Source organism: Psychrobacillus antarcticus (assembly GCF_029533155.1).
GTDB classification, from domain to species: Bacteria; Bacillota; Bacilli; order Bacillales_A; family Planococcaceae; genus Psychrobacillus; species Psychrobacillus antarcticus.
The window spans coordinates 24,093-47,626 of record NZ_JAIZDB010000006.1 but is presented as its reverse complement, the minus strand read 5'-3'; the positions used below and the strand labels follow the sequence as shown (position 1 = coordinate 47,626).

General features: G+C 36.0%; 24 protein-coding genes. 13 read left to right on the top strand and 11 right to left on the bottom strand.

The genetic code is table 11. The features are described from left to right. Nucleotides 1–148 precede the first annotated feature (148 nt). Nucleotides 149–493: a hypothetical protein gene (locus LDK52_RS04315; RefSeq protein WP_277584717.1), complete on the top strand. Its 345-nt coding sequence runs from the start codon at nt 149–151 to the stop codon at nt 491–493. Between the two features lie 45 nt (nt 494–538). Here LDK52_RS04315 and LDK52_RS04310 read toward each other — a convergent pair whose 3' ends face one another. Continuing rightward, nucleotides 539–1,666, bottom strand: coding sequence for an MFS transporter (locus LDK52_RS04310; RefSeq protein ID WP_277584716.1), 1,128 nt, complete (start codon nt 1,664–1,666; stop codon nt 539–541). A gap of 134 nt (nt 1,667–1,800) precedes the next feature. Here LDK52_RS04310 and LDK52_RS04305 point away from each other — a divergent pair, with 134 nt between their 5' ends. The 5 genes from LDK52_RS04305 to LDK52_RS04285 all read left to right on the top strand — a co-directional run bounded on the left by LDK52_RS04305 (nt 1,801) and on the right by LDK52_RS04285 (nt 5,755). Continuing rightward, entirely contained in the window at nt 1,801–2,685 is an 885-nt protein-coding gene (locus tag LDK52_RS04305) for a diacylglycerol/lipid kinase family protein (protein ID WP_277584933.1), read from the top strand. Between the two features lie 107 nt (nt 2,686–2,792). Then, nucleotides 2,793–3,584, top strand: a complete 792-nt coding sequence (locus LDK52_RS04300; protein WP_277584715.1) for an AraC family transcriptional regulator — start codon at nt 2,793–2,795, stop codon at nt 3,582–3,584. Between the two features lie 72 nt (nt 3,585–3,656). Next, complete coding sequence (gene yidC / locus LDK52_RS04295) at nt 3,657–4,430, top strand: membrane protein insertase YidC (protein WP_277584714.1); 774 nt, start codon at nt 3,657–3,659, stop codon at nt 4,428–4,430. Nucleotides 4,431–4,481: 51 nt separating this feature from the next. Further along, nucleotides 4,482–4,727 carry a hypothetical protein gene (locus LDK52_RS04290; RefSeq protein ID WP_277584713.1) on the top strand — a complete coding sequence of 82 codons (246 nt, stop codon included), beginning with the start codon at nt 4,482–4,484 and terminating at the stop codon, nt 4,725–4,727. 182 nt (nt 4,728–4,909) lie between these two features. Continuing rightward, complete coding sequence (locus LDK52_RS04285; protein ID WP_277584712.1) at nt 4,910–5,755, top strand: M15 family metallopeptidase; 846 nt, start codon at nt 4,910–4,912, stop codon at nt 5,753–5,755. Between the two features lie 103 nt (nt 5,756–5,858). Here LDK52_RS04285 and LDK52_RS04280 read toward each other — a convergent pair whose 3' ends face one another. Then, entirely contained in the window at nt 5,859–6,017 is a 159-nt protein-coding gene (locus tag LDK52_RS04280) for a hypothetical protein (RefSeq protein WP_277584711.1), read from the bottom strand. Nucleotides 6,018–6,563: 546 nt separating this feature from the next. Then, nucleotides 6,564–8,018: a cardiolipin synthase gene (gene cls, locus LDK52_RS04275; RefSeq protein ID WP_277584710.1), complete on the bottom strand. Its 1,455-nt coding sequence runs from the start codon at nt 8,016–8,018 to the stop codon at nt 6,564–6,566. 172 nt (nt 8,019–8,190) lie between these two features. Here cls and LDK52_RS04270 point away from each other — a divergent pair, with 172 nt between their 5' ends. The 5 genes from LDK52_RS04270 to LDK52_RS04250 all read left to right on the top strand — a co-directional run bounded on the left by LDK52_RS04270 (nt 8,191) and on the right by LDK52_RS04250 (nt 14,881). Beyond that, a complete protein-coding gene (locus LDK52_RS04270; protein ID WP_277584709.1) occupies nt 8,191–9,585 on the top strand; it encodes an L-cystine transporter in 1,395 nt (464 codons plus the stop codon). A gap of 394 nt (nt 9,586–9,979) precedes the next feature. Continuing rightward, entirely contained in the window at nt 9,980–10,909 is a 930-nt protein-coding gene (locus LDK52_RS04265; protein WP_277584708.1) for an ABC transporter ATP-binding protein, read from the top strand. A gap of 16 nt (nt 10,910–10,925) precedes the next feature. Beyond that, nucleotides 10,926–12,200, top strand: coding sequence for an ABC transporter permease (locus LDK52_RS04260; protein ID WP_277584707.1), 1,275 nt, complete (start codon nt 10,926–10,928; stop codon nt 12,198–12,200). After that, nucleotides 12,197–13,306, top strand: coding sequence for an ABC transporter permease (locus LDK52_RS04255; protein WP_277584706.1), 1,110 nt, complete (start codon nt 12,197–12,199; stop codon nt 13,304–13,306). Before LDK52_RS04260 ends, LDK52_RS04255 begins: the two co-directional genes overlap by 4 nt. A gap of 15 nt (nt 13,307–13,321) precedes the next feature. Next, a complete protein-coding gene (locus LDK52_RS04250; protein WP_277584705.1) occupies nt 13,322–14,881 on the top strand; it encodes a GNAT family N-acetyltransferase in 1,560 nt (519 codons plus the stop codon). Nucleotides 14,882–14,954: 73 nt separating this feature from the next. Here the strand turns inward: LDK52_RS04250 and LDK52_RS04245 are convergent, their stop codons facing one another. The 3 genes from LDK52_RS04245 to LDK52_RS04235 are packed head-to-tail and all read right to left on the bottom strand — an operon-like array spanning nt 14,955 to nt 17,648. Next, complete coding sequence (locus LDK52_RS04245; RefSeq protein ID WP_277584704.1) at nt 14,955–15,518, bottom strand: hypothetical protein; 564 nt, start codon at nt 15,516–15,518, stop codon at nt 14,955–14,957. After that, nucleotides 15,515–16,405, bottom strand: a complete 891-nt coding sequence (locus tag LDK52_RS04240; protein WP_277584703.1) for a hypothetical protein — start codon at nt 16,403–16,405, stop codon at nt 15,515–15,517. The genes LDK52_RS04245 and LDK52_RS04240 overlap by 4 nt, the downstream gene beginning before the upstream one ends. Before the next feature lie 13 nt (nt 16,406–16,418). Further along, nucleotides 16,419–17,648, bottom strand: a complete 1,230-nt coding sequence (locus LDK52_RS04235; RefSeq protein ID WP_277584702.1) for a helix-turn-helix domain-containing protein — start codon at nt 17,646–17,648, stop codon at nt 16,419–16,421. Nucleotides 17,649–17,775: 127 nt separating this feature from the next. Here LDK52_RS04235 and LDK52_RS04230 point away from each other — a divergent pair, with 127 nt between their 5' ends. Further along, entirely contained in the window at nt 17,776–19,071 is a 1,296-nt protein-coding gene (locus tag LDK52_RS04230; protein ID WP_277584701.1) for an MFS transporter, read from the top strand. A 332-nt stretch (nt 19,072–19,403) separates the two neighbouring features. On the opposite strand, the gene LDK52_RS04225 is transcribed toward LDK52_RS04230, so the two are convergent. From LDK52_RS04225 to LDK52_RS04205, 5 genes are all read right to left on the bottom strand, one after another. After that, nucleotides 19,404–19,802, bottom strand: a complete 399-nt coding sequence (locus tag LDK52_RS04225) for a hypothetical protein (protein WP_277584700.1) — start codon at nt 19,800–19,802, stop codon at nt 19,404–19,406. Between the two features lie 109 nt (nt 19,803–19,911). Then, on the bottom strand, nt 19,912–20,046 hold the full coding sequence (locus LDK52_RS04220; protein WP_277584699.1) for a hypothetical protein: 135 nt from the start codon (nt 20,044–20,046) through the stop codon (nt 19,912–19,914). Between the two features lie 125 nt (nt 20,047–20,171). Continuing rightward, entirely contained in the window at nt 20,172–20,747 is a 576-nt protein-coding gene (locus LDK52_RS04215) for a hypothetical protein (RefSeq protein ID WP_277584698.1), read from the bottom strand. A gap of 419 nt (nt 20,748–21,166) precedes the next feature. Then, nucleotides 21,167–22,330, bottom strand: a complete 1,164-nt coding sequence (locus tag LDK52_RS04210; RefSeq protein ID WP_277584697.1) for an MFS transporter — start codon at nt 22,328–22,330, stop codon at nt 21,167–21,169. Nucleotides 22,331–22,482: 152 nt separating this feature from the next. After that, the gene (locus LDK52_RS04205) at nt 22,483–22,896 is read right to left on the bottom strand and encodes a CBS domain-containing protein (RefSeq protein WP_277584696.1); all 414 of its coding nucleotides are present in this window, start codon (nt 22,894–22,896) and stop codon (nt 22,483–22,485) included. Nucleotides 22,897–23,072: 176 nt separating this feature from the next. Between LDK52_RS04205 and LDK52_RS04200 the strand changes: the two genes are divergently transcribed. Further along, nucleotides 23,073–23,210 carry an Lmo0850 family protein gene (locus tag LDK52_RS04200; protein WP_277584695.1) on the top strand — a complete coding sequence of 46 codons (138 nt, stop codon included), beginning with the start codon at nt 23,073–23,075 and terminating at the stop codon, nt 23,208–23,210. Nucleotides 23,211–23,534: the final 324 nt, after the last annotated feature.

The window sequence follows — 23,534 nt, the reverse complement described above, 5'->3', positions numbered from 1 at the left end:
ATTCAATTAGAAATCAAAATGTAATATAAAACGCTTAAACTATTATTCTATTACTTAAATCTCCTTTAAAAACTAAATTTATTAAAAAGGTGTGAACTTATTCATAATAGGGTATATAAACTATATATATAACTTGGAGGTAATTAGGATGGCAAAAAACAAATCACTTTTATTAGCAGGATTAGCAGCAGGAGCTTATGCATATTTTAGTAAAAAAGAAAATCGTGACAAAGCATTAGTAGCATTTAATAATACCAAATCTAAAGTGAATGCTTACATAGACTCGCAAAATCACCAAAAATCTGATTTAACGACAGCGGGACATCCAGATCCGCATGATATACCTGATAACAACATGGTGGATGAAGGTGCTCTGACAAGTGTCCAGTATTACAATGAAGAGGTGCAGGATAAATCTAAAAAATCTTCTAAGGATGCAGAAAAGGTTGAAGTAGAAAAGAAACCTAATCTAAAAGACCAAATAACATTATAATGCTTCATAAAACAGGAATGTGCAAATAGACACATTCCTGTTTTATTATTTTCTTGTTGCAATGATCAAGGTAGAAACTATGAGCAATATGATTCCTGTCATAGTAAATCCACTTGTTGCATCTAGTTCAAGAAAACCAGTAATACTTGACCCCATAACAACTCCTATAGAGAAGAAAGCATAAAAATAGCCGTACGCCTTACCGCGATATGACTGTTCGCTTGAATCGATTAAAAGTGTGTTAATAGAAGGGAATAGAAACGCAAATCCTATTCCATATAACCCCATCCAGACGTAAAGTAAATTCAGTGAATCTGTTTGACCAAGTAATAACATGCTTATTCCCATCATACACATTCCAAAAGTAAACGTATAAACTGGCTTCACCCGGTCAAATATTCTATTAGTCGGTAGTATAAACACCAAAATGGCAACAAGACCAAATGTACTTAGAAGAAATCCACTTGTTTTAGAGTCAAATCCAAGGTGTAATACCTTTAAAGGTAGCATATAAGCCAATACACCTTGGGAAAACATTAAGAAAAACGCACCTGCAAATGATTTAACAATGCCAGTATGTTGAAAAATAGAAAGAACGGTATGTTGTGAGGAAGCTTCCTTATCTTTTCGTTCGATAGCAATTTTTCTTAACAAAACGAGCGCTAATATACTTAATACAAGCATGATAGAGCCAGTCATTCCTAAAACAAATACCTCACTTTTTTTACTTGCGAGAATTCCACTTGTTGCCGGACCAGCGATAGCAGCTAGTCCAACAAATGCACCAGATAGTGCAACCCCTTTACCACGCTTTTCCTTTGAAGTCTTATTTGCAGAATAAGTAAACGCTGCAGGTACAATCAGTCCAGCAACTAAGCCATGTATAAACCTTACCACTAATAACCCAGTAGGATCGCTGACAAGTTGGTAAAGGAATAACGAAAAGCTCGTAGCAAACAAACCGATGATTAATATATAGAAGGGTCCTTTTTTATCGGTTAAAAATCCAGATATGATATTCCCAAATGTATTCGAAAGAGAGTACATTCCAACAACTAATCCAGTTATAAAAGGAGTAGCCCCTAACGATTCAGCAAAGGGACTCATGATTGGTAGTTGGGAAAATAAGTCGAAGAACGAGAAAAAAATAATAATATATATGAAAAAGTGCATTGCTGCCCCTCATTTCTATTCTATAATGATCTTTACTCATAGTTTAACATTTATTCAGTAAAAGGTTTTAAAATTATCGATAAAGGGAATTTGAAGTAGACCAAAATATGCTAGGGGGAGTTCCTTTGAAAGCAATGTTCATCTATAATCCGTCTGCTGGTAAAGCAGAAGCGAAGCAGTATAAAGAAACAACTATTAATGTGTTAGAAGGAATGGGATATGAAGTTATTATTAAAGAGACAGAGAAGCAAGAGGATGCCACCATATTTGCTAAGCAGGCTTGTGTAGAGAAAATAGACTTTTTAGTTGCAATGGGTGGGGATGGAACGATTAATGAGGTAGTTAATGGGCTTGCTAATCAACCCTATCGTCCATTATTCTCGTTTGTTCCTCTCGGCACTGTAAATGATTTTGCGCGTGCATTAGGAATTCCGTTGGAACCGGAGCTTGCCATTGAAGCGTTGAAAGCGACTCACACACAAATGGTGGATATTGGCCAAATAGGGGATAAATATTTTATGAATATAGTAGCTATCGGTGAGATAGCTAATCGTGTAGCTGATACAACTGTTGAACAAAAAACAAAAATGGGCTCTCTTGCTTATCTTATAGAAGGTGCCAAAGCTATTAAATCAAGTGAAGAGATAGAGATGACAATAACGCATGATCAAGGTATTTGGAAGGGTACACCTATGCTAATATTAGTGGCACTGACGAATTCAGTTGGTGGATTTGAAAAAATGGTAAATTCCGCTGAGATAAATGATGGGAAATTACATATTTATATTATAAAACAAGCAGGATTAGCTTCTATAGCTAGAATGGGTACGAAAATAATATTTGGAACCTTAGAAAAGGATAATGGGGTTGAGGTGATTGAATCGACCAATATATTAATCGAAACTCAAAAACCCTTATATTGTAATGTAGATGGAGATGAGGGAGATAGTACCCCATTAGAAATAAAAGTATTGCCGAAACACTTAAAAATGCTAATTCCCAAAAAAATTGAAACTTAACAGTTGTAAAAACTCCGAATTTCCAGGATAATGATATAGATTAATACAACATACCTATTAGGATATTGTGATCAATAAGACCTAATAAGAAGGAAAAAGAGGGACATATGAAGACTGTAGAGAAGCAATTTTTAGAGAATTTCTCCAAGATCTATAATAGAGAAATAGGTGTGACAGCAAAAGTCGATGGTTTAGATTCTCTTCTAGAATTAGAAGAAGAGCTTTTCCAAAAAATGTTTTCCTTTGAAATTCCGGAAGCGAAACAAATTTTAAGAAGTATAATTGATATAATAATAGCTAGAACACGTAAAAATATGATCCTAAACGTGAAGTATTACTACATACAACTATCAGCTATTATGACAAGAAAGTTAAATGAAAGCCAAGTCCCAGCTGATAAAGTGATGGCATTTAATACTGCATGTGTTGAAACAATCGAGACTAAAATGAGTGACGCACAATTTTTGCTATGCGCGGATGAGTTAGTTGAATTTTTTGTAATGGTCATAACCGAAAGAAAGAAACCATCCTTTGGACATCAAACGGTTAACAAAGTAATCCTTTATATTAATGATGAAATAGAGAAAAATCTAACAGTAGAGGATATTGCTAAACATTTTAGTATTAGTACCAGTCATCTTTCTCGTATCTTTAGAGAGCAAACGGGTGTGACGCTCGTGGAATACTTAAATGTTCGTAAAGTGGAAGAATGCCAATACTTTTTAAGAAATACAAATAAAGCTATATCGGATATTTCGAATAGTTTTCATTTTTGCAATCAAAGCTACTTCACCCGCATATTCAAAAAGTATTCAGGACTAACACCGAAGCAATATCGAGATAACCAAGAATATCCAAGTTTTAAATATAATTTTCCTAATGAACAACAGTCTGTTTAAATATTGTGGATTATATTTGATATATAGGTTCATAGTAAGGTATACTTCTTGTAGTTTGATGAGTGAAGGTGAATGGATTTGAAAAAGAAGGTTAGTTTATTTTCTATTCTAGTATTTGCAGCATTAGTGCTTAGTGGATGTTCTGGAGTAGAAAACAAAGAAGGTACTTTTTATAATATTTTTGTTCGACCTTTTGAATTTCTTATACATTTCTTTGGAGAAATGTTCAATGGTAGTTACGGATTAGCGATTATCGCGATTACCGTGCTTATTCGTCTTGTTCTTATGCCTTTAATGCTTAGAAATTATAAAACGCAACAAGGCATGAAACAAAAAATGGACAAGCTTAAACCTGAAATGGACGATATCCAAAAGAGACTAAAAGAAACAAAAGATAAAGAACAGCAAGCGGCTCTACAACAAGAAATGATGGGATTATATCGTAAACATGGAGTGAATCCACTAAACATGGGTTGTCTACCAATGGTGATTCAGATGCCAATTGTTATGGGATTGTATTTTGCGATTCTGTATTCGGCTGATATTAAAGCTCACCCATTTTTATGGTTTAACCTAGGGTCACCTGATATTGTAATGACACTTATTGCTGGAACAGTTTACTTCATACAAGCAAAAGTTTCGTTATGGACAGTACCTGAGCAACAACAGAAACAAATGAAAATGATGATTTATATTTCGCCTATTATGATTATGTTCATTTCCTTCAGTTCTATGGCAGCACTGCCAGTATATTGGGCTGTAGGTGGGGTATTACTGATATTCCAAACGTATTTGGGGCGTAAATTCTATTCGAATCATCCAGAAAAAGCAGAAGAGTCTGTATAACATGAAAACGAAGCGATTGCTGCTTCGTTTTTTTATATGAGAGGTGTATATATGAACAGAAATTGGATTTTTGGTCTACTGATGACAGCAGTTAGTGTTTCAGCATTGGTATTTATCATTAAAGGAAATATTAGTATGGCTATATTATTAATGACAGCAATCTTTACTCTAAGTAATGGCTTCCGAGCGATAAAATTTAAGGAAAAAGGCTTCGTTAAAGAGGCGAAATGGATGAAGGGTATGTCCATTTTATTTGCCATTCTATTTATAATTGTGTTAGTTTCTTTACTATTTTAATAAGCAAATAAGAGCGTATTTACCTATAGTAGGTAGATACGCTTTTACTGATTTAGAAGGATTTTATTATCGATAAAGATAGGTATAATTATTTTGGTGAAGTTCAATTTGAATACAAGAATAGTTATCGGAAGAATGGTAAACTAGAAATAACGTTATGAGAAAGAAGGAAATTCAAAAAAATGCAATCAAGATATAATTTGTTACAGAAAAAAAAGAAGAAAAAATGGCCATATATTATTTCTGGAACTTTTGCAGGGCTACTGATTGGGGTCACAGTAGTTTGGGTAGGGATGAATGAGTGGAATATAGATAAGAGTATAGAGGAACTTCGTAATCTGACAGAGGCAACGCAGCCGGTTGCAGTAGGTAAAATAGAAGAACCGATTCTGGAGAAGCCTATAGTAGAAGAACCAAAAGAGGAAATTCCCATAAAGGAGGAGCCTGTTGTGGAAGAAATGGATATGTCTGGAGCAAAGGGCTACGTTGGAAATGAATTATTACCGCAGGAACCGACAGTAGCAGAAGGTATAGTAATTGCTAGTAAAAAGTATCCTCTTCCTTCAGATTATGCACCTGGTGAAAGCGAAGAAGCAAGAGCCGCATTTCAAGAAATGGCAGCAGAAGCTACTTTGTCTGGTTATACACTTATAGCATTCAGTACGTACCGATCATTTGACTATCAAACAACGCTTTATAACCGCTACGTAACGAATGATGGTCAAGTAGCTGCGGATCGTTATAGTGCGCGTCCTGGATATTCCGAACATCAAACGGGATTAGCTTTTGACATCGGGGAACAACATTTTGAACAACATTTTGCGAGAGAAAGCTTCGGTGAAACAGAAGCCGGAAAATGGGTGGCTGCCAATGCCCATAAGTACGGATTTATCATGCGTTATCCTAATGGATCAGAAAAAATTACAGGCTACATGTATGAGCCATGGCATTTCCGTTACATTGGTAAAGAACTAGCGCCTCAAGTATACGAAGCTAACGTAACATTAGAAGAATTCCTGGATCTGTAAGAGACGGAATTAGCATATAAAAAAAGGGGTTTCCAGAAATGGAAACCTCTTTTTGAAAGAAAGTATATAAAAATATAGTATGAACGCTGGTTTTATAGAACTTTTAAGAATGATTAATACTACTGATTTCCGTTTCAGGTGGGGTACAAAGGCTAAGAGCGCCACCTCGTGTGGCAACGCCTTTGTGACCAACATCCTGTTGGCCTCCGCGGGGTGAGCGATGAGCTATCACCGTCGCTAGCGCGTCGTTGTGATATCTCATCTGTCTCACTCATCCCGCCGGAGTCGCCACCTTGAACACCAATCAATTAAGTGAGTAGTACTCAATTAGGAGATATTGCATAGCTTATCGCTTAGATGATAAGAGTAGTCCAAGTTAATATTGAGATAAAACGACTGTTGAACTTAGGAATGATATTGTGTAATGAAGGATGAAGATAGTAGATTTCCTTTTTTACTAGTGGAAATAAAGAAAAATAGTAAGTAGTTACTAAATAAAGAATCGACATAGCTAACGAAATTGCATCTTCGTGAGCTTCCACTTTCAGTAGGAAAGTATTTTATCTCTAGTTATCCAAAACGCACTTGCCTGTTTCTAAGAATTTTTGAAGGGCGACGAAGGTCAGGCAAGCGAAATAAAATTACCGAAAAAGAAAAGGCTGGTTGTGACGGAAGTCACAACCAGCCTTTTTAAAAATTAATCGGTAATTATTAAATCGGCAAGTCTGTCCAGAGCACTTCGGAAACGTTATAAACGGGTATTCACCTTAAAAAGTACTTTTAGTTTTTCTTCTAAGGCGTAGTTAGATTAAAGTATTGGAGATATCAGGCGAGATAATGACTCTTTGAATTTAATCATCGTTGATCTATCTTCATATATTTTTGCCGTCAACTCGGTAGATAACTTCATATCATCTTCAAATATCTCCGCTAACTGATGAGAAGTTTCTCGATCATATATAAATGCATTTACTTCGAAATTCAATTTAAAACTTCGTACATCAATATTTGCCGTTCCCACTGTAGAAGCCTCATCATCAATGACAATCATTTTTGTATGCAAAAATCCATTTTGATAAATATATACTTTAGCTCCGGCCCTTATCAACTCGCCAACATAAGAGTATGTTGCCCAGTAAACAAAAATATGATCAGGTTTATTTGGAATCATAATTCTTACATCAATGCCGGAAAGACATGCAATACGTAACGTATCCATAAAACTAGCATCCGGGATGAAGTACGGGGATTGAATATAAATATACTTTTTGGCCATCATAATTAACTTAAGGTATCCATTTTTTATTTGCTCCCATTCGGAATCGGGTCCACTAGAAACAATTTGCAAACCAACAGAACCTTTCATCGGAATAGCTGGGAAAAATCTATCGGAATACTCAATATCATGCTCTGCTGAGGCTTGGTTCCAATCGAGAATGAATCGAGTTTGAAGTGGATGCACGGAACTACCTTCAATACGTAAATGCGTGTCACGCCAATATCCAAATTTCTTTTTTAGTCCAAGATATTCATCGCCCACGTTAAATCCTCCGATATAACCGATTCGTCCATCTATTACGACGATTTTACGGTGGTTCCGGTAATTCATACGTGGATTGATTAGTGGAAAGATGGAAGGGAAAAATGCTTCTACACGACCACCTAGCGCTATGAGTTCATTGAAATGTCTCTTTCTTAAAGAACGGGAACCCGTATCATCATATAAGATCCTTACTTTCACACCTTGCTTAGCCTTTGCTAAAACTGCTTGGTAAATTTCTTGGCCTAAGGAATCTAAACGAAAAATATAATATTGAATATGGATATGGTCCTTCGCATGGTGGATATCTTGAAGTAGTGCATCAAACTTTTCTCGTCCATCGGTAAAGATTTCCACTTTATTGTCTTGGGTTAAGACGGCTTGGTTATTACGTAAATGCATGACAATTAACTCTTTATAGTGCATCGCATCATCTAGACGAAAATCGAAGGAGTCATCTTCAATAGCTTCCATTTGAAATTCAATGAGATTATCGATACCAATCTTGTTTTTTCCTTCCCAACGGAATAACGTTTTCTTACGTAGCTTTCTACCGAATAGTAAATAAATACCGAATCCTAAAACAGGTATAAAGAAAAGTACTAGGATCCACGCCCAAGTGGCGGAGGCATCTCGACGTTCTAAAAATATCAGTGCAATTGCCAAAGAAATATTTAAAACAAGTATGCCGGAAACGATAATACCATAAAAACTTGCTATCAAATTTTCACCCCCGGTGCATGTTTATTTATACATTTATTATTTTAATTCTAGTATAGCTGATTTGTCACAAAGAAAGTAGGGAAGACATATATAAATCAGAAAGTAATCCCTACTTGACCAATAGGGATAAAAGTATTATTATATGATAAGCACAAAAGATGGAGGTATTTATATGAATTTATTATTTATTATTCTTAACATTGTAGCTTTACTGCTCTTAGTTGGGGTATTAATCATAATGCAGAAAAAACATGTTTCATTTTCGAAACGTGTATTTACAGCCCTAGGATTAGGAATAGTACTAGGGTTAGTGTTGAATTTAGCCTACGGGGTAGATTCGGAAGTATTGGCAGAAACTGTACCTTGGTATAATCTGATTGGTACTGGTTACGTAAAATTATTACAAATGATTGTTATGCCTTTAGTATTCATCTCTATTTTAGGGGCGTTTACAAAAATTACGATTGGTAAAAATTTTGGTAAAATGGCAGCAATTATTTTAAGTTTCTTGATAGGAACAACTGCCATTGCTGCAGTTATCGGTATTAGCTCTGCGGCATTATTCGATCTGAATGCAGAACAAATCATTCAAGGCGAGGCAGAAACTGAACGTGCAGAATACTATGAAGGTCGCTCTGCAGAAGTTGCAGACAAAGCACTTCCAGACCAAATCCTAGAATTATTACCTGCAAATCCATTTTTAGATTTCACGGGAGCTAGACCAACGTCAACTATTGGAGTAGTTATCTTCGCAGCATTTTTAGGGTTTGCTTATTTAGGAATAGCGCGTAAAGAGAAAGAAACTGCAGCAACGATTAAAACAGGTATTGATGCGATTTACGCATTAATAATGCGAGTAGTTAAACTAGTACTTCGTTTAACTCCATACGGCATTTTAGCAATTATTGCAAGAACCGTTGCAACATCAGATTTTAGTGCCATATACAATTTAGGTAAGTTCGTTCTCGCTTCTTATGTAGCGTTAGCAGTAGTCTTTGCGATTCATTTATTAATCATCACACTATCTGGATTAAATCCAATTACTTATGTTAAAAAAGCAGCGGAACCTTTAATCTTTGCGTTCACTTCACGCTCAAGTGCAGGAACCCTACCAATTAACATTCATACACAAACGACTAAAATGGGCGTATCTGAAGGAGTTGCCAACTTCTCTGGATCTTTCGGGTTATCTATTGGTCAAAATGGTTGTGCAGGAATTTATCCAGCGATGCTGGCGTTTATGATTGCCCCATCAGCAGGTATCAATCCATTAGACCCGATGTTCATCTTAACGGTTGTTGGGGTAGTAGCGATAAGCTCGTTTGGTGTAGCAGGAGTTGGGGGCGGTGCAACATTCGCTGCAATCCTAGTACTATCTGCATTAAATTTACCAGTTGCATTAGCTGGTCTTCTAGTATCAGTTGAGCCATTAATCGATATGGGACGTACAGCAGTAAATGTAAGTGGATCCATGACAGCAGGTGTCGCAACTGCAAAACTTACTGGTGAGTTAGATGTAGATTTATACAACACACCTTTAAACCAAATAGCAACTGACGAAGTGTAATATAAATTATTAAAAAGCTGTCCTTTCAAAGGGCAGCTTTTTTGAAAGATAAGAGAATATATAAAAATGTCCTGTGAAGAACGGACAGTCAATCGCCATAAGATTACCGAGAAAAAAAGATGCTGGTCGTGACTGAAGTCACGACCAGCATCTTTAAAAAATCAAACGGTAATTATATAGCAAGACGTCTGTCCAAAGCCCTTTGAAAACGATAGAAACAGGTTTTGACTTTCAAGGACCGGTCGTTTTTTTGCCCGGTTTTTCTTATTTGAAAATTATTGTCAACTAAAATTCTTACAACTACGGAAGAATACTAAATATTAAAATATCTTTACATAAACTTACGTGGTAGTTTGATATAATTGGCATAACTAAGTTGTAAGGAGATGAGATAATGCTTCAAGCAATAAATCTTTCTAAGAAGTTCAAAACGAAAGAAGTAGTAAAGCAAGTGAATATGGAAATGCCGGCGGGAGAATCTATCGGTCTTATAGGTCCAAATGGAGCAGGGAAATCGACGACTATTTCGATGCTTTCTTCTTTAATTATCCCGACAAGTGGGGAAGTTCTATGGGATGGAAAGTCTATTACGAAAGATCCTGATCCTTTGCGTAAAAAATTAGGTGTGGTCCCTCAAGAAATTGCCTTATATCCGGAGCTTTCCGCAAGAGAAAATTTAGCTTTTTTCGGAAGAATATATGGATTAAAAGGTGAACTTTTAGAGACACGAATTACGGAAGTACTAATGAAAATCGGATTGTCTGATAGACAAAGGGATATAGTTAAAACTTTTTCTGGTGGGATGAAACGTCGGCTAAATATTGGTGCTGCGCTTTTACATAGACCATCCATCTTAATAATGGATGAACCCACTGTTGGAATTGACCCTCAATCGAGAGCCTATATTTTAGAAACCGTTAAGCAGTTTGTAGAGGAAGGAATGTCTCTATTATATACAAGCCATTACATGGAGGAAGTAGAGCTCCTATGCGATAAAGTTTATATTATGGATCAGGGTGAAATAATTGCTTATGGGACAAAAGAAGAACTTAAAGAGCTAGTTTCTTCTAACCAAACTATTGAACTACGAGTAAACTTAGTGAATGCAAATTTTGAAAAGGCATTAACTAATCAGCTCCCTACTGCGATTGTTCGAACAGAAGAAGAGTTACTAACGATATCGATGCCGAAAAATGAAGAGCCACTGGCAACTATTTTTGCAATTGCTGCGGAAAACAATGTTGTTATTACCGCTGCCATAGTTAAAGTACCATCTTTGGAAGATGTATTTTTGCATTTGACCGGAAAAGCACTGAGAGATTAGATAGGGAGATGGAGTGATGCTATTTACTTTAATATTGAAGCAACTGAAAATGTTAAGCAGAAATAAACAACCATTAATCATCTTGTTGGTCATGCCATTAGTGTTAATAACCATTTTATCAAATGCATTAGGTAGCATAATGGATGGAGAAGAGGAGCAGGCAATCCAAGCAAATCTAGTAATTATAGATGATTCATCCTGGGATCAGGAAAAAGATGCGATCGTGAACTTTCTCCAGCAACAAGGCCTAACTGGTCCAGCTTTAGAAAGCCTCCTCCTTCAATTTGAAAAAAATGACCCAGCCCACATATTGAAAAACAATATATTAAATTCAGACGAGATTAAAAAATATATAAAAGTGGAAGATAAACAAAAAGCAGATATGGAGACTTTGCGAGAGGATATGAAAATTGATGGAATTTTACGTATACCAGCAAATTTTCGTTTAGATTATATAGAAACAGCCTATTTTAATAAACAGAAGTTACTGGACTTATCCTTATATCTCAATCAAGAAAATGAAATTCGTGCTTCTATTATTAGTTCTATTTTAACGGAATGGCAAAGTGAATATACAAAATTTCTGGCTTTGTCCAATGCCGGGGTTTCTCCAGAACAAATATTGAACAATCAAACAAGCGTGGAAAAGATCGAACAAGTGCTAGAGGCAAATGAACGGAAGATTCCTGCATCCATTTATTACACAGTTGGAATGCTAGTGATGTTCGCATTATATATTCCATCTTTCTTAGCAGGATTTGCTCTGCAAGAAGTTCAGTGGAAAGTGTATGACCGCATTTTATTGGCAGGGGTTTCCCCTACTTGGTACACCCTTTCTATTTTTATAACAGGTTCCCTTGTAGCTTTTATACAGCAAATAATTATGCTTCTCTTTGGAAGGTTCGCGTTAGGGATAGATTGGATTAATATAAATGCAATGATAATTACTATAGTAAGTTTTAGTGTTTTTATTGGTTCTTTATCAGCTTTGTTAACTACACTTCAATTCCGAACAAAAACAGATGGCATAGCAAACCTGTTCAACGGTTTAGTCATTACCGTATTTTCTTTCCTAGGCGGTTCTTTCTTTAGTATAAGAGATCTATCTGAGACTCTTGGGAAAATTGGAGATTTTACTCCTAATGGCGCTACGATGTCAGCAATTCTTTCTATACAAAAAGGCCAGGATTTATCCGTTATTTGGCCATTTATGACAGTGATATATGTATTAGTAATAATCTGTATATTACTTTCAATTGTTTTCTTTCCGAGAAGAGGTGTGGCAGAATGATGGGTATATGGATTGCTAGATTACAAAATTTAAAGCGTAAACCTATTGTTTTAATCATGATGACGGTAATGACTTTAGTAATGGCATATGTACTTGGTGCTTCAAGTAATGGAAAGATGAGTATATCAGTTGCTGTGGATGGCTCGGAAACGACTCAAGCTGTATTGGAAAGATTAAACGATGATGACGGATATCTGTTTCGAGAAATTACGGAGGAAGAGCTACAACAAAAAGCAAAGAAAGATATCCGGATGGTAGGTATTTTGTTGAATAAAACATCCTATACCGTATTAGCTGCGTCAGAATCGGATAGTGTCAGAAATTTATCGCTTCTTATTGATTCCGCATATAAAGATATTAGTTTTAAGCAGAGAGTAATCAACGTTGGAGGAGAAGATACGTGGACAACGGTAGCAAATAGCATACAAGATGACCAGGCATTTAGTTTACAAATGGAAGCTATGGATGAATCCGAGGTTTTCCGTTATGATAATGCCCTTCAAAGTTTATTTGGATTTATGTTATTTTTTGTGTTTTATACCGTATCTATTAATGTCCAGTTTATACTGGATGATAAACGATCAGGTGTTTGGAATCGATTGAAGTTAGCCTCCATTAGTAGATTTCAACTCTATTTTAGCCACTTGTCCTTTAGTTACGCTATTGGATTAATCCAAATGTTGCTTGTTCTTTTTGTATTTAGATACATTTTAAATACAAATATGTACGATGGTTTTTGGAATGTAATTTTCATTGCAGCTATCTATGTATTAATCGTAATGGCTTTCTCCGTTTTAGTTATTTCTTTAGTTAAAACTATTAGTCAAAGTAGTGTTGTTATTTCTTTGGCAGCAGTAGCGTTTGCTATGATAGGTGGGGCTTATTGGCCTCTAGAAATTGTTCAATCCGAGGGCTTGCTCGCTATAAGATGGCTGTCCCCTGTTTATTATGCGATGGAGGCTATGAAACGAGTTACAGTTTACGAGGGAACTTTAAGTAGTGTTTGGACGTATGTAAGTATGATGGTAGGAATTGCAATAGTACTGTTGGTGGTAGGCATTAGTTTATTGGAAAAAAGAACCGAACGCTATCATTCTAGTGAATAGATAGGGGAGATAGGGATGTATTGGTGTAAAATTGCACGTACGGAAAAAGAATTTGAAGCAATTGCACGACTAAATTATGAAACGTTTGTGGAGGAAATTCCACAGCACGAGCCGGATCCTAGTGGGATGCGAGTCGATGCGTTTCATCATGAGAACGTATATGTCATTGTATTAAAGGATCAGGAGTTGGCTGGAATGGTAGCATTTCGAGCTGTCCGTCCTTTTTCTCTCGATTTAAAGCTTGGACCAGTGGAGAATTTTTTGCCAAAGGATGCACTAACTGGAGTGTTATGTGAGGTTCGATTAATGGCTGTCGATAAAGCACATCGAAACGGACGAGTATTTTATTACTTAGCGCGTGCTCTATCCGATTACGCTTATGAAAACGGATATGGAGCAGCAGTAATATCGGGAACTGTACGGGAACAGAAATTATATAATCAGCTTGGTTTTGAACCGTTTGCTGATCCAGTGGGTAAAGAGGAAGCCCAATTTATCCCAATGGTACTAACTAGAGATCGTTTCGATCAATCCGTTGCGGCTCGATTTAAACAAAAAAGATATTCTTTTTATCCAGGGCCTGTGCAACAATCTGATGCCATAAAACAAGCATTCTCCGTTCAGCCGGTGTCCCATCGAACGGATGAGTTTAAGGTCATGCTAGAACGAGTAAAGAAAAGCCTATTATCAATGAGTGGTGCAGCATATGTCCACTTGTTATTAGGTAGTGGCACGTTAGCAAATGACGCAATGATAGCGCAGATACACGTATTAGGAGAGAAAGGCTTAATCGTTAAAAATGGTGCCTTTGGTGATCGGTTGGAAAAACAAGCGGAACGTTGGCAGCTATCTTTTGATGTAGCTACTTTTGAATGGGGGAGCCCCTATAATCTAGAGCTGATTGAAGAAAAGCTTGCCACGGGAGCTTACAGTTGGCTTTTAATGGTACACGGCGAAACTTCTACCGGCATGTTAAATAGCTTGGATGCAATATCCATGCTATGTGAACAATATAATGTCTTGCTCTGTGCGGATTGTGTAAGTTCTTTTGGAGCACTACCATTTAAATTGGACAGCGTGTATCTAGCTACGGGTGTAAGTGGTAAAGCAATTGGAACCATGAGCGGATTATCCTTTGTATTTGCTAACACTGAAATAACAGCGAGTAATAATATTCCTTCGTATTTAGATCTGGGATTAAGCGTGAATAATGTAATACCATTTACGATGCCTTCTCAGTTTGTACATAGCTTAGAGGTTGCGTTAGTGTCCTATGAAAACGGAGAAAGATATAAATTATTACAAAGTCGCATGCAATTTATCAAAGAGGAAGTTTCCAAGCATGGGATTGAATTGCTTTCAGATGACCATTATCCAATGATCTTTACATGGATAGAGGAAAAGTTCCCTTACTTAGCGGAAGATGCTAGGATGTCGGGATTTGACCTTCATTATAGAAGCGATTATTTAATCGCAAAGGGCTTACTGCAAGTCTCCTGTATACAACCAAATTTTGAAGATGCCTGGATGAAGCTCATGAATTGGCTAGACAACTATCGAATTTATCATGACTAAATATATTCTAAACGCTATCAAATAGTAAAAGTGCTGCCATCTATTAAACAATTAATAGATGGCAGCACTTCACTTATGCAGAATAGTCAATTACGCTATCTTTCGGAAACTTTTTTTGTATATTACGTAGGTATACAAGAAAATAAACTTCGATTATGACAGAAGCAACAATAACGATGATCATTAATAGAGTGCTTATATCCATCGGAATGTTCAACAAAAAGGATTGCATCAATAACGCGCTGAGTGTTACGAACATATACCAGGTGAACATCCGATTTGTTTTATCGAGCGCTTCATCTGTAGGAAGTAATTTAACAACATCACGTAGTAAGAGAAAAAGGTAATAAACGAGTACTATTTTGACAAGTGCTAACAAATTTGGGTAATACTTTAGCCATTCGGTTTGTTGAATGATCTGATCGTTTAAGAAAAAGTTGGGGACAGATATAATTGTTAAAATAATGCAAAGTATTTTTAATTTTTCATATGATTGAGACGATAAAGTAGCGATTTGCTTAATACCGTTGTATATGAAGATATAGCCGATGAAATCTGGTAAAATATCTACAACAATTTGTATTTTTAGAAAGACGAATAGAAAGCCAATAATAATTTGCTTAAATCCTTGTCTCATTTATGTTCACCCCTTGCTTTTTGAACAATATCCACAATATCCTGGTTGGAAAGATTAGGTTCAATTAGAAGAGGAAAAGAATAAGTAAAGGCTTTTCCGGATTCTGTTATGCCCGACCAGTTATGGACAATATCTATATAAGAACGATATTTAACTTGAAAGATCAGTCCGACGGAATCCCCCTTCTCCAGTTTTAATGGCCAGTTTATATCGTTGTATAGTGGAGCGTCTATATCCTTCCAGTTTTGTTCCATTATTTTATTGGAATCTAATCTGTCAGAGGAGGTATCCGACCATATTTGCACTTTCAAATCTACTTGATCTTTAATCGACTCGGGAAGTACAAGCGCATCCATCTGAATAGTTTCGGTTACTTCAAAAATTTCTCCTTGGATTCCCTGGTTGCTTCCAAAACTAACTTTACTCGTCAAGAAACTCTGTTCAGTAAGTGGAGTTTTGAAATTCAGTTTCTCCAACTCGAAAGTTACTACCTGGCCATTTGTAAAACGAGCATACAGATCATTACCTTGCACACTTTCTGCAAAATGCTCAAAAGATTGCTCGTCGATTGTAAAACTTGCTTGTTTTAAAAGTTGATGTGTAAACTGCTGCCTGTACATTTGTGCTGTAATATCGCCAAACCACGGAAAGAAGTTTTGTTCATTACTGTAGGTATACCCACCAGCAATTAGTGTTTCTAACTCGACAACTTCACTGCTATTAGTCAAATAAAATAAAGAAAAATCAGCATTTTTAGAGGTCGGAATATCAATGTAAGCATCTAACACAACAGGCTCTTCTAATTGATGCACTTCAAAATAAATAATATTACCCATCCAGCTTAATATAATGATACATAGTACTCCCCAAAACCAATTATTCTTCAATAAACTGATCCCCCTATGAACGTTTCATCACTTTTTCATTTACGTTTTGGATAAATATTTTATAAGGTGTGTCTGGCATTTTTTCAATGTTGATCATTGCGGCTTTTACCGAGCTAATTGCCTTTTCGATTTGGTCTAGTTCTAGATAGCATAATGCAATGTATGCATCCTTCTCATAGAAAATAGATAAATCGAATGGATGGTGGACGAAGTCTGGAATTTTCACTTCATCGAATTTCTGTAATGCCTCTTCAACTCTTCCTAATCCATATAAAGTCTTTGCTCTTTCGAGTTGGAAGTAGGGAGTAAATAACTTTTTATTCATCTGGTCTAAAGAGAATTTATTGTATAAAGCATCTGCCTCTACATACATTTTTGTATATGTATTTAAGTAATGTAGATTAGCGTAATGGATAAATGATTTGGAATCCTCATCATCAGCAAATTCGCTGTAGGCTTCCAGTTTTTTTAAGTAATAATCCTTCTTCTCGACGTTTTCTTCCATCATGGCATGTATTGCGGCTATCCTAAAAAGATTATCTATTTGTTTAAATATTTTCTGTTCATTAGAATAGAGAATAGCATCGTTCATCAATTGAATGGCCTCTGAATTCATTCCTAATGCAAAGTAAAGTACTGCTTCTAAATAATCGTAATCCATACGCGATAATGGATCAATCCATAGAGGGTTTTCCTCCAGCTTTTTCCGTTCCTCTAATAGAACATCTAATGCGTCTTGATACCGGTGATTCATAAAAGGAATAATTGCGAGATTTCTCCCTATGTCCGCACTTTTAGTTATTAAATGTAAGTCTTCATACATTTTTGCGACCTTTTTCAGCATCGCAACAGATTCATCTGGAGAAGAATAAGCTAAGCATCTTCCGTATATGTCGAGTAATCGTGTTGCCTCATATCCTTGAGTTAGTTTTGGTATATATGGTTCTATTAAAGATTTCACCTGTTCAAGCTCATCTACAGATTCATAATCCTTAGCGGTAAGTAAAAATTCTGCTTGATCTAACACTTTTCGTAACTCTTGACCGCTTATTTCTTCCAGTAACTCAGTTACTTCAACACCTAGCTGCGAAGCGATATAGTTCAAGCTTTCCATCGAAGGATTTGCTTTGTTGTTTTCTATTAAACTGAGCATACCTTTTGTTAACTCTGCACCTGCTAGAGCTTCAAGCGTCATTTTCTGTTGTTTACGAATTGCACGAATACGTTCGCCTAATGTGGACATCTTTTTCACCTCTTTATAATAGTTTAATTATATTAAACTTTTTGTTGAAATGGAAGGATGAATATGATATTATTTGTTTAATCAAATTAAACTTTTTGATAATTCACAAAACGAAGGGGTAAGGAAGATGGATGAGGTATTAAAACTTAAAAAAGCGACATATCACTTGTGGACGTTCACTATTAGTAAACTAGTATCTACTTTTGGGGCACAGGTATATGCATTTGCAATTAGCTTTTACATTTTACAGTTAACAGGTTCGGCATCTAGTTTTGCGTTAAATTTAATTTGTAGTATTTTGCCACGGACATTAGTTGCACCTTTTGCAGGATACGCTGCAGACAAATATTCTCGTAAAATGATTGTCATCGTAGCACAGATTGCTACGACAATCGCAATTGGTGGACTGCTTATAGTGAGTTTGACTGCCGGGTTATCTTTAGTAGCGATTTATAGTACGACCGTGATCTTATCGTTAACTTCTTTATTTTCCGGTGTAACGTTTAGTTCGTCCATTACAGGGTTAATAGATGAGGGACGAATTCAAAAAGCGATGTCGCTTAACCAAATGTCCATTTCTTTTGCGGCAATTGGAAGCCCGGCGATAGGGGGACTTCTATACGGGGCGGTACCTATGCATGTATTTTTAATTATGTATATGATTGCTTCCGTTATAGCGGTTATGTTGGAATCTACGATGGACTTTAAACTATTTGCAAAACGAAAAGAAGTAGTTGAAGGGGAAGCGAAGGAACCAATGCTAGAGAGTATGAAAGCAGGCTTCCATTACTTGATGAAGCAACCTATTTTAAAAACAATGGTTGTTATTTCCTTATTTATCAACTTTCTGTTTGGTGCTTATCAGGTAGGATACTCATACATCCTAATCGAAAAATTGAAGATGAATGCTCAACACTTTGGTTTTACAGAAGGGGCATTTGCTATTGGAATGCTACTCTTGTCTATTTATTTCTCTGTGCGAAAGGAATTGAAATTTCCGTTTTTAGTATCTAAATGGGGCATCATTGTCATGGGTGTTATTATGGGAGCTGTTGCTTTACCATTGTTAATCAATATTTCTTATCCAGTGGTTGTGGTATTTTATGTCATTATCATGTTCTTCTTTGGAGCATCCATGATTATAACGAACACTCCGATTATGGTAATGATGCAGAAAATGATTGAGGATGATTATAAGGGGCGTGTATTTTCTATACTAGAAACTTGTGCAATGGCTCTTATGCCACTTGGAATGGTATTGTTTGGGTTCTTATATGATGTCTTCCCAGCAGAAAGTATTTTAATTGTCTCAAGCATTTTGTTAATATTGGTAACTCTATTCTTGGCAAGACCTTCTGTAGTTAGAGCAGCTCATCCAGAGCTCGGACAGAAAAAAGTGGGGTATCTGAAATCAGAAAGCTGATTAGATTTAGTTATTCGAGAGCGAATGAACTTCATACGAGGGAGCTCAGCGCTTACGAGAGGGATTATTAGCTATACGAGAGACATCAACTCCTATGCGAGAGAGCGTAAACTATAAAAAAGCAGGTGAAGTTTTCCTTCCCCCGTTCAGTTGAGTGGTAAAACATTCAAAATAACATTCGAATTCGCAATATATTGATATGTAAATTATCATCGCAATTAAGAAATCAATTAGCTTTATTTTGACGCATAAAATGGCTTAGTTCTCCTTGAGTGAGAACTAAGCCATAACTATTTCAACAACCGAAATTCAATTATCACAATTAGCATTACTCATAAAATACGTACAATCTCTCCATCAATTAATTTAAAATGGATATTCATAGATGTTCCTCCAGCTGTATGTTTTGGAACATCTATTAAATTTAGTAATTCCTTCAGATGAATAGACTTTTTACTTTTTGCTTCTATCGAAATACTATATGGGCCTCCCAAGTTCATGAGTGATTCCATTCGAACTTCATTTTCTAAAAAGTATGAATCTAAAAATTCCAATTCAAATGACACAGCTTCATTGCTACGATTATGTAACATGAGGTTACATTCACCATTTGATAAGTCTTCATTCACATACTGAAAACTGCACGTACCATTGCCATCATATGAAATGGCTGTAATTCCACTTGCTAACGTTTCTTGGTATGGATAAAATGATAAGAAATAAGGCAGCACTCATTAGTTCAGCGGTTATTTTATGTATATGTATGTATTTATATTTCCCATTTCCTGAGAATGAATTGTTTGACGCACGTTCCTATTTCATGTAGTTTCCAATTCTTAATCAAGATGGGTATGTCGTGCTTGGTATGATTGGTTCTGTTTTGTTTGTATTGGCCATGATTTTACTTGTGATTCGCACTTTTACTTTAATACGTTTGAAACGAATTGGTGTTACAATTTCAGGTGAATTTTCCATTTTAAAATTTTCTGTTATTGAACTAAAGCGCCCGCGTTAGTTCAATAAGAAAAGCAACCCTACAGTGGACAGCCACTTTTTTAACTAGAGCATCCGTTATTTGAAGAAAATATATTCATAAGAGCTCAATTTTTGAATAAGTCTGGTAGTTCAATTTTCCATAAATCATTTTCTTTTTTTAATCCCATTAATGTTGACGCTGTGAACGTTCCATAACTAACCATTAATTCGACCAATAAGCCATTACTATCTTCTTGTTTTATTTTGATTGAATTATAATATCTGAAATCTAGGGCTATTTCCAAGTTGGATATATTAAGATTTTTGTAATATTTTTCTTTGAAAGTATCAAAATCAGGCGGTACACCATCAATATAAGCCAACGAATAGATTGCTTCTATATCATCGATAACTGCTGAATGAATATATATAAGTATAACTTTTTCTGGTGAAAAACCTTGTAAGTAATTTGTGTCATATCCCTTGGTAAATAGTTCATATGACTTTAATTCTTCTTCCGACAAGCCTGTTAAATATGAAAACTCTTCTTCTGAGTCTCCAATTTTTAATACTTTCTCATCTACTATAACGATTGCATTTTCCTTTTTTGTTTCATGTGTTTCTACGGAATTACTAGGCGTACAACCAGTTATTAATAATAGTGAAGTTAAAAATACAAAAAGAGAAATATTAGCTTTCAAATGAACTACTCCCTTCAAATACAATTTTTCGATTTCTTATTAATCTAAACCTGCGTACGTTAGTTGAATAAGACAAAATTTAACATCTCCAAACACTATACAACTATTTTTATAATATTCCAAATAGTATTCTCGTTAATAAGATGTAAGGGTATAACATGAATCTTGAATCGAACTTTTTGAAGTATCTTTTAACATAGCGATTAACAAGCTAATTAGCATTGTTACTTGGATGATTTAGTTGCTAATAGTTGTGTTAAAAGGGTATCTAATTCAGTGAAAGTCGCTATATACCAATGAAAAAAGACTGCTAATTATATGTTAATTAACAGTCCGATTATGTGTTTAATTTGAGTTTTGTACCACTCAACTAAACGGGTTGAGTTTTCCTTCACCTGTTCTTAATAAAAAGGTCAATCCTATGCAACATCCTTTAATGACTTCGTTGACTTACGATATGAGAAGATTAAACCAATAGAAACAATTGCAAGCACGCTAGATAGCATATAAATATTGTCGGGTTGCTTTGTAAATAACCAAGCGAACAATAATGGGCCGATAATGCGACCTAAGTTATCCATCGAGTAGGACATCCCGGCTGCTGTACCATAGCGTCCGCCAGATTCTTTTGTAGTTAGAGAGACGATAGTTGTCCGTGCTAACGCATTTCCAGCAGTGAACACACATAAAGACAGTCCAGCCCAGAAAATACTTTGAGTGAAAACAGTCATAAATAATCCGACTGCCGTAATAATTTGCGCATATAATAACCATTTTGTTTCCGTACCATTTTTGATGCGCCGCACCACGCCACCTTGAATTGCCGCATCGACAAATCCGCTGAACATGAACAGATAACCTATTTGTAGAGGGGTAATTTCGATTCTTTCGATTTGGAATAATTGGAACGTTGCCTCAAGACCTGCTAGTAAAAACGTCACCATGAAAGAAAATAAGAAGAGATATTTAATACGGTAACCCCATAAACTCGCTGCTCCTTTCGGAAGAAGTGCGCGTTTGTTAGCTTCACCCGTACGTTCTGGTTCCTTTAAAATAATGAAAGCATAAACAAAAATAACAAGTAATAAAATCGCAGAAGTTGTAAATGGAAGTGCTAAATCTATATGTCCTAATACTCCTCCGATTGCTGGACCAAAGATAAAACCTAAACCAATCGACATGCCGAGAAATCCCATATATTTATTACGATTCTCTTCATTTGATAAATCAGCTGCAAACCCAGTAACTGCAGTGTAAAGAGCGCCAGAAAATAATCCTCCAACCACACGAGAGAAATAAAGCATAAACAGTGAATCAAAAAATAATGAAAACAACCAAAAACTTAATGAGAATCCTACTAGACCAACTAAAATAAGTGTTTTTCGTCCGATACGATCAGATAGCATTCCCCATAATGGTGCAGTAAAGAAGGAAGCTAAGGAGTAAACAGTCAATAGACCACCAACGTGAATTTCATTATAATTTTGCTCTAATATAACCTCTGGCAATACGGGAATAATAATTCCAAAACCTAGGTAAACCAAAAACTGGATAGACATTAATATAAGTAGTGTTTTTTTCATCCATCGAACCTGCTTTCTGCAAATCTTGTAGTCTCCATTTTACACGTTTTTATGAAGTTTGCCACGTTGAAATCAGAGCGTATATAAACGACAAAAGCAGTTATAGAAATTAAAAAGCCACCCTAGTTTAGGATAGCTCGTATGCCGTATGTTTAGGATTGCCGTGGTTCGGATATACTTTCCATAGCATTAGAAATTTCTTGAACATGTGGAAATGGAAAGGCTAAATCCGCTAAGGAGACAAAGCCAACGAGTTTACCATCCTCCATAACGGGAAGGCGTCGAACTTGATGGCGAGCCATAACAATAGATGCATGGGATGTGGAATCTTCTGGGGAGACGGAAATTACGGACTTAGTCATGACATCCTCCACTTTGCTTTTCATATCCTTAGCAACCGCCCTTGTCACTATATCCCGGTCCGTAATCATTCCAACTAATTGTTTGTTGCTAACTACTGGTAAACAGCCAATGTCTAGTGTTCGCATTTGATCTGCCACTTCACTTACATAATCCTGTGGGTTGCAGGTTACAACTTCTTTACTCATGACATCTTTTATATTCAAATCACTCACTCCTTTAGGAAATAGCATGGTTTACAAGTCGATAATATATGTAACAAAATTGAAAGATTCAACTTAGGTAAAAAGTGGTATAATGATATGGAGAAATTCGTATAAAAAAAAAGAAACTTTTTATAAAGAAAATCGTAATTATTAAATAGAAGGACGAGGTGGATTCAATGGCAAAGGAAGTTGATTTGAAGAAAATTGTTAGTAATCTTTCGAAGCTTGGTATTACTGTTACAATGACAAAATCTAGACTTGACCTACTTAAAGCTTTAGCACCACCAGCACAAAGTCCTCACGTACAAAACTAAAAAGAAGGTGACTCTTAGGTTTCGTTAAGAAACGAATAGAGTCACCTTTTTTTTGAAAAGATAATAGAGTATATAAAAATGTGTCGTGAACACAGTGTTCATGTTATTTGAGTGAATGAATAATACTGTGATTTCCGTTACAGGTGGACGCGTTCCGCGGGCACGGCTTCAATCTCCTCGGGCCAACAGGATGTTGGTCACGAAGGTGTTGCCACACTATGTGGCGTTCTTAGCCTTTGTCCCTTTCAAATGTTCCTGCGGGGCTTTCAGTTCGTGCTTTTCCCGCTGGAGTCGCCACCTTACACTCCAATTAAGTGCGTAGTA

Bases quoted from the DNA above. Each gene is read 5' to 3' on its own strand.
- LDK52_RS04220 (WP_277584699.1), bottom strand. From the start codon at position 20,046: ATGGAAAATTCACCTGAAATTGTAACACCAATTCGTTTCAAACGTATT.
- LDK52_RS04245 (WP_277584704.1), bottom strand. From the start codon at position 15,518: ATGAGACAAGGATTTAAGCAAATTATTATTGGCTTTCTATTCGTCTTT.
- LDK52_RS04260 (WP_277584707.1), top strand. From the start codon at position 10,926: ATGCTATTTACTTTAATATTGAAGCAACTGAAAATGTTAAGCAGAAAT.
- LDK52_RS04290 (WP_277584713.1), top strand. From the start codon at position 4,482: ATGAACAGAAATTGGATTTTTGGTCTACTGATGACAGCAGTTAGTGTT.
- LDK52_RS04315 (WP_277584717.1), top strand. From the start codon at position 149: ATGGCAAAAAACAAATCACTTTTATTAGCAGGATTAGCAGCAGGAGCT.
- yidC (WP_277584714.1), top strand. From the start codon at position 3,657: ATGGATTTGAAAAAGAAGGTTAGTTTATTTTCTATTCTAGTATTTGCA.
- LDK52_RS04230 (WP_277584701.1), top strand. From the start codon at position 17,776: ATGGATGAGGTATTAAAACTTAAAAAAGCGACATATCACTTGTGGACG.
- LDK52_RS04285 (WP_277584712.1), top strand. From the start codon at position 4,910: ATGCAATCAAGATATAATTTGTTACAGAAAAAAAAGAAGAAAAAATGG.
- LDK52_RS04270 (WP_277584709.1), top strand. From the start codon at position 8,191: ATGAATTTATTATTTATTATTCTTAACATTGTAGCTTTACTGCTCTTA.
- LDK52_RS04280 (WP_277584711.1), bottom strand. From the start codon at position 6,017: ATGAGATATCACAACGACGCGCTAGCGACGGTGATAGCTCATCGCTCA.
- LDK52_RS04200 (WP_277584695.1), top strand. From the start codon at position 23,073: ATGGCAAAGGAAGTTGATTTGAAGAAAATTGTTAGTAATCTTTCGAAG.
- LDK52_RS04305 (WP_277584933.1), top strand. From the start codon at position 1,801: ATGTTCATCTATAATCCGTCTGCTGGTAAAGCAGAAGCGAAGCAGTAT.
- LDK52_RS04310 (WP_277584716.1), bottom strand. From the start codon at position 1,666: ATGCACTTTTTCATATATATTATTATTTTTTTCTCGTTCTTCGACTTA.
- LDK52_RS04210 (WP_277584697.1), bottom strand. From the start codon at position 22,330: ATGAAAAAAACACTACTTATATTAATGTCTATCCAGTTTTTGGTTTAC.
- LDK52_RS04250 (WP_277584705.1), top strand. From the start codon at position 13,322: ATGTATTGGTGTAAAATTGCACGTACGGAAAAAGAATTTGAAGCAATT.
- LDK52_RS04235 (WP_277584702.1), bottom strand. From the start codon at position 17,648: ATGTCCACATTAGGCGAACGTATTCGTGCAATTCGTAAACAACAGAAA.
- LDK52_RS04265 (WP_277584708.1), top strand. From the start codon at position 9,980: ATGCTTCAAGCAATAAATCTTTCTAAGAAGTTCAAAACGAAAGAAGTA.
- LDK52_RS04255 (WP_277584706.1), top strand. From the start codon at position 12,197: ATGATGGGTATATGGATTGCTAGATTACAAAATTTAAAGCGTAAACCT.
- LDK52_RS04300 (WP_277584715.1), top strand. From the start codon at position 2,793: ATGAAGACTGTAGAGAAGCAATTTTTAGAGAATTTCTCCAAGATCTAT.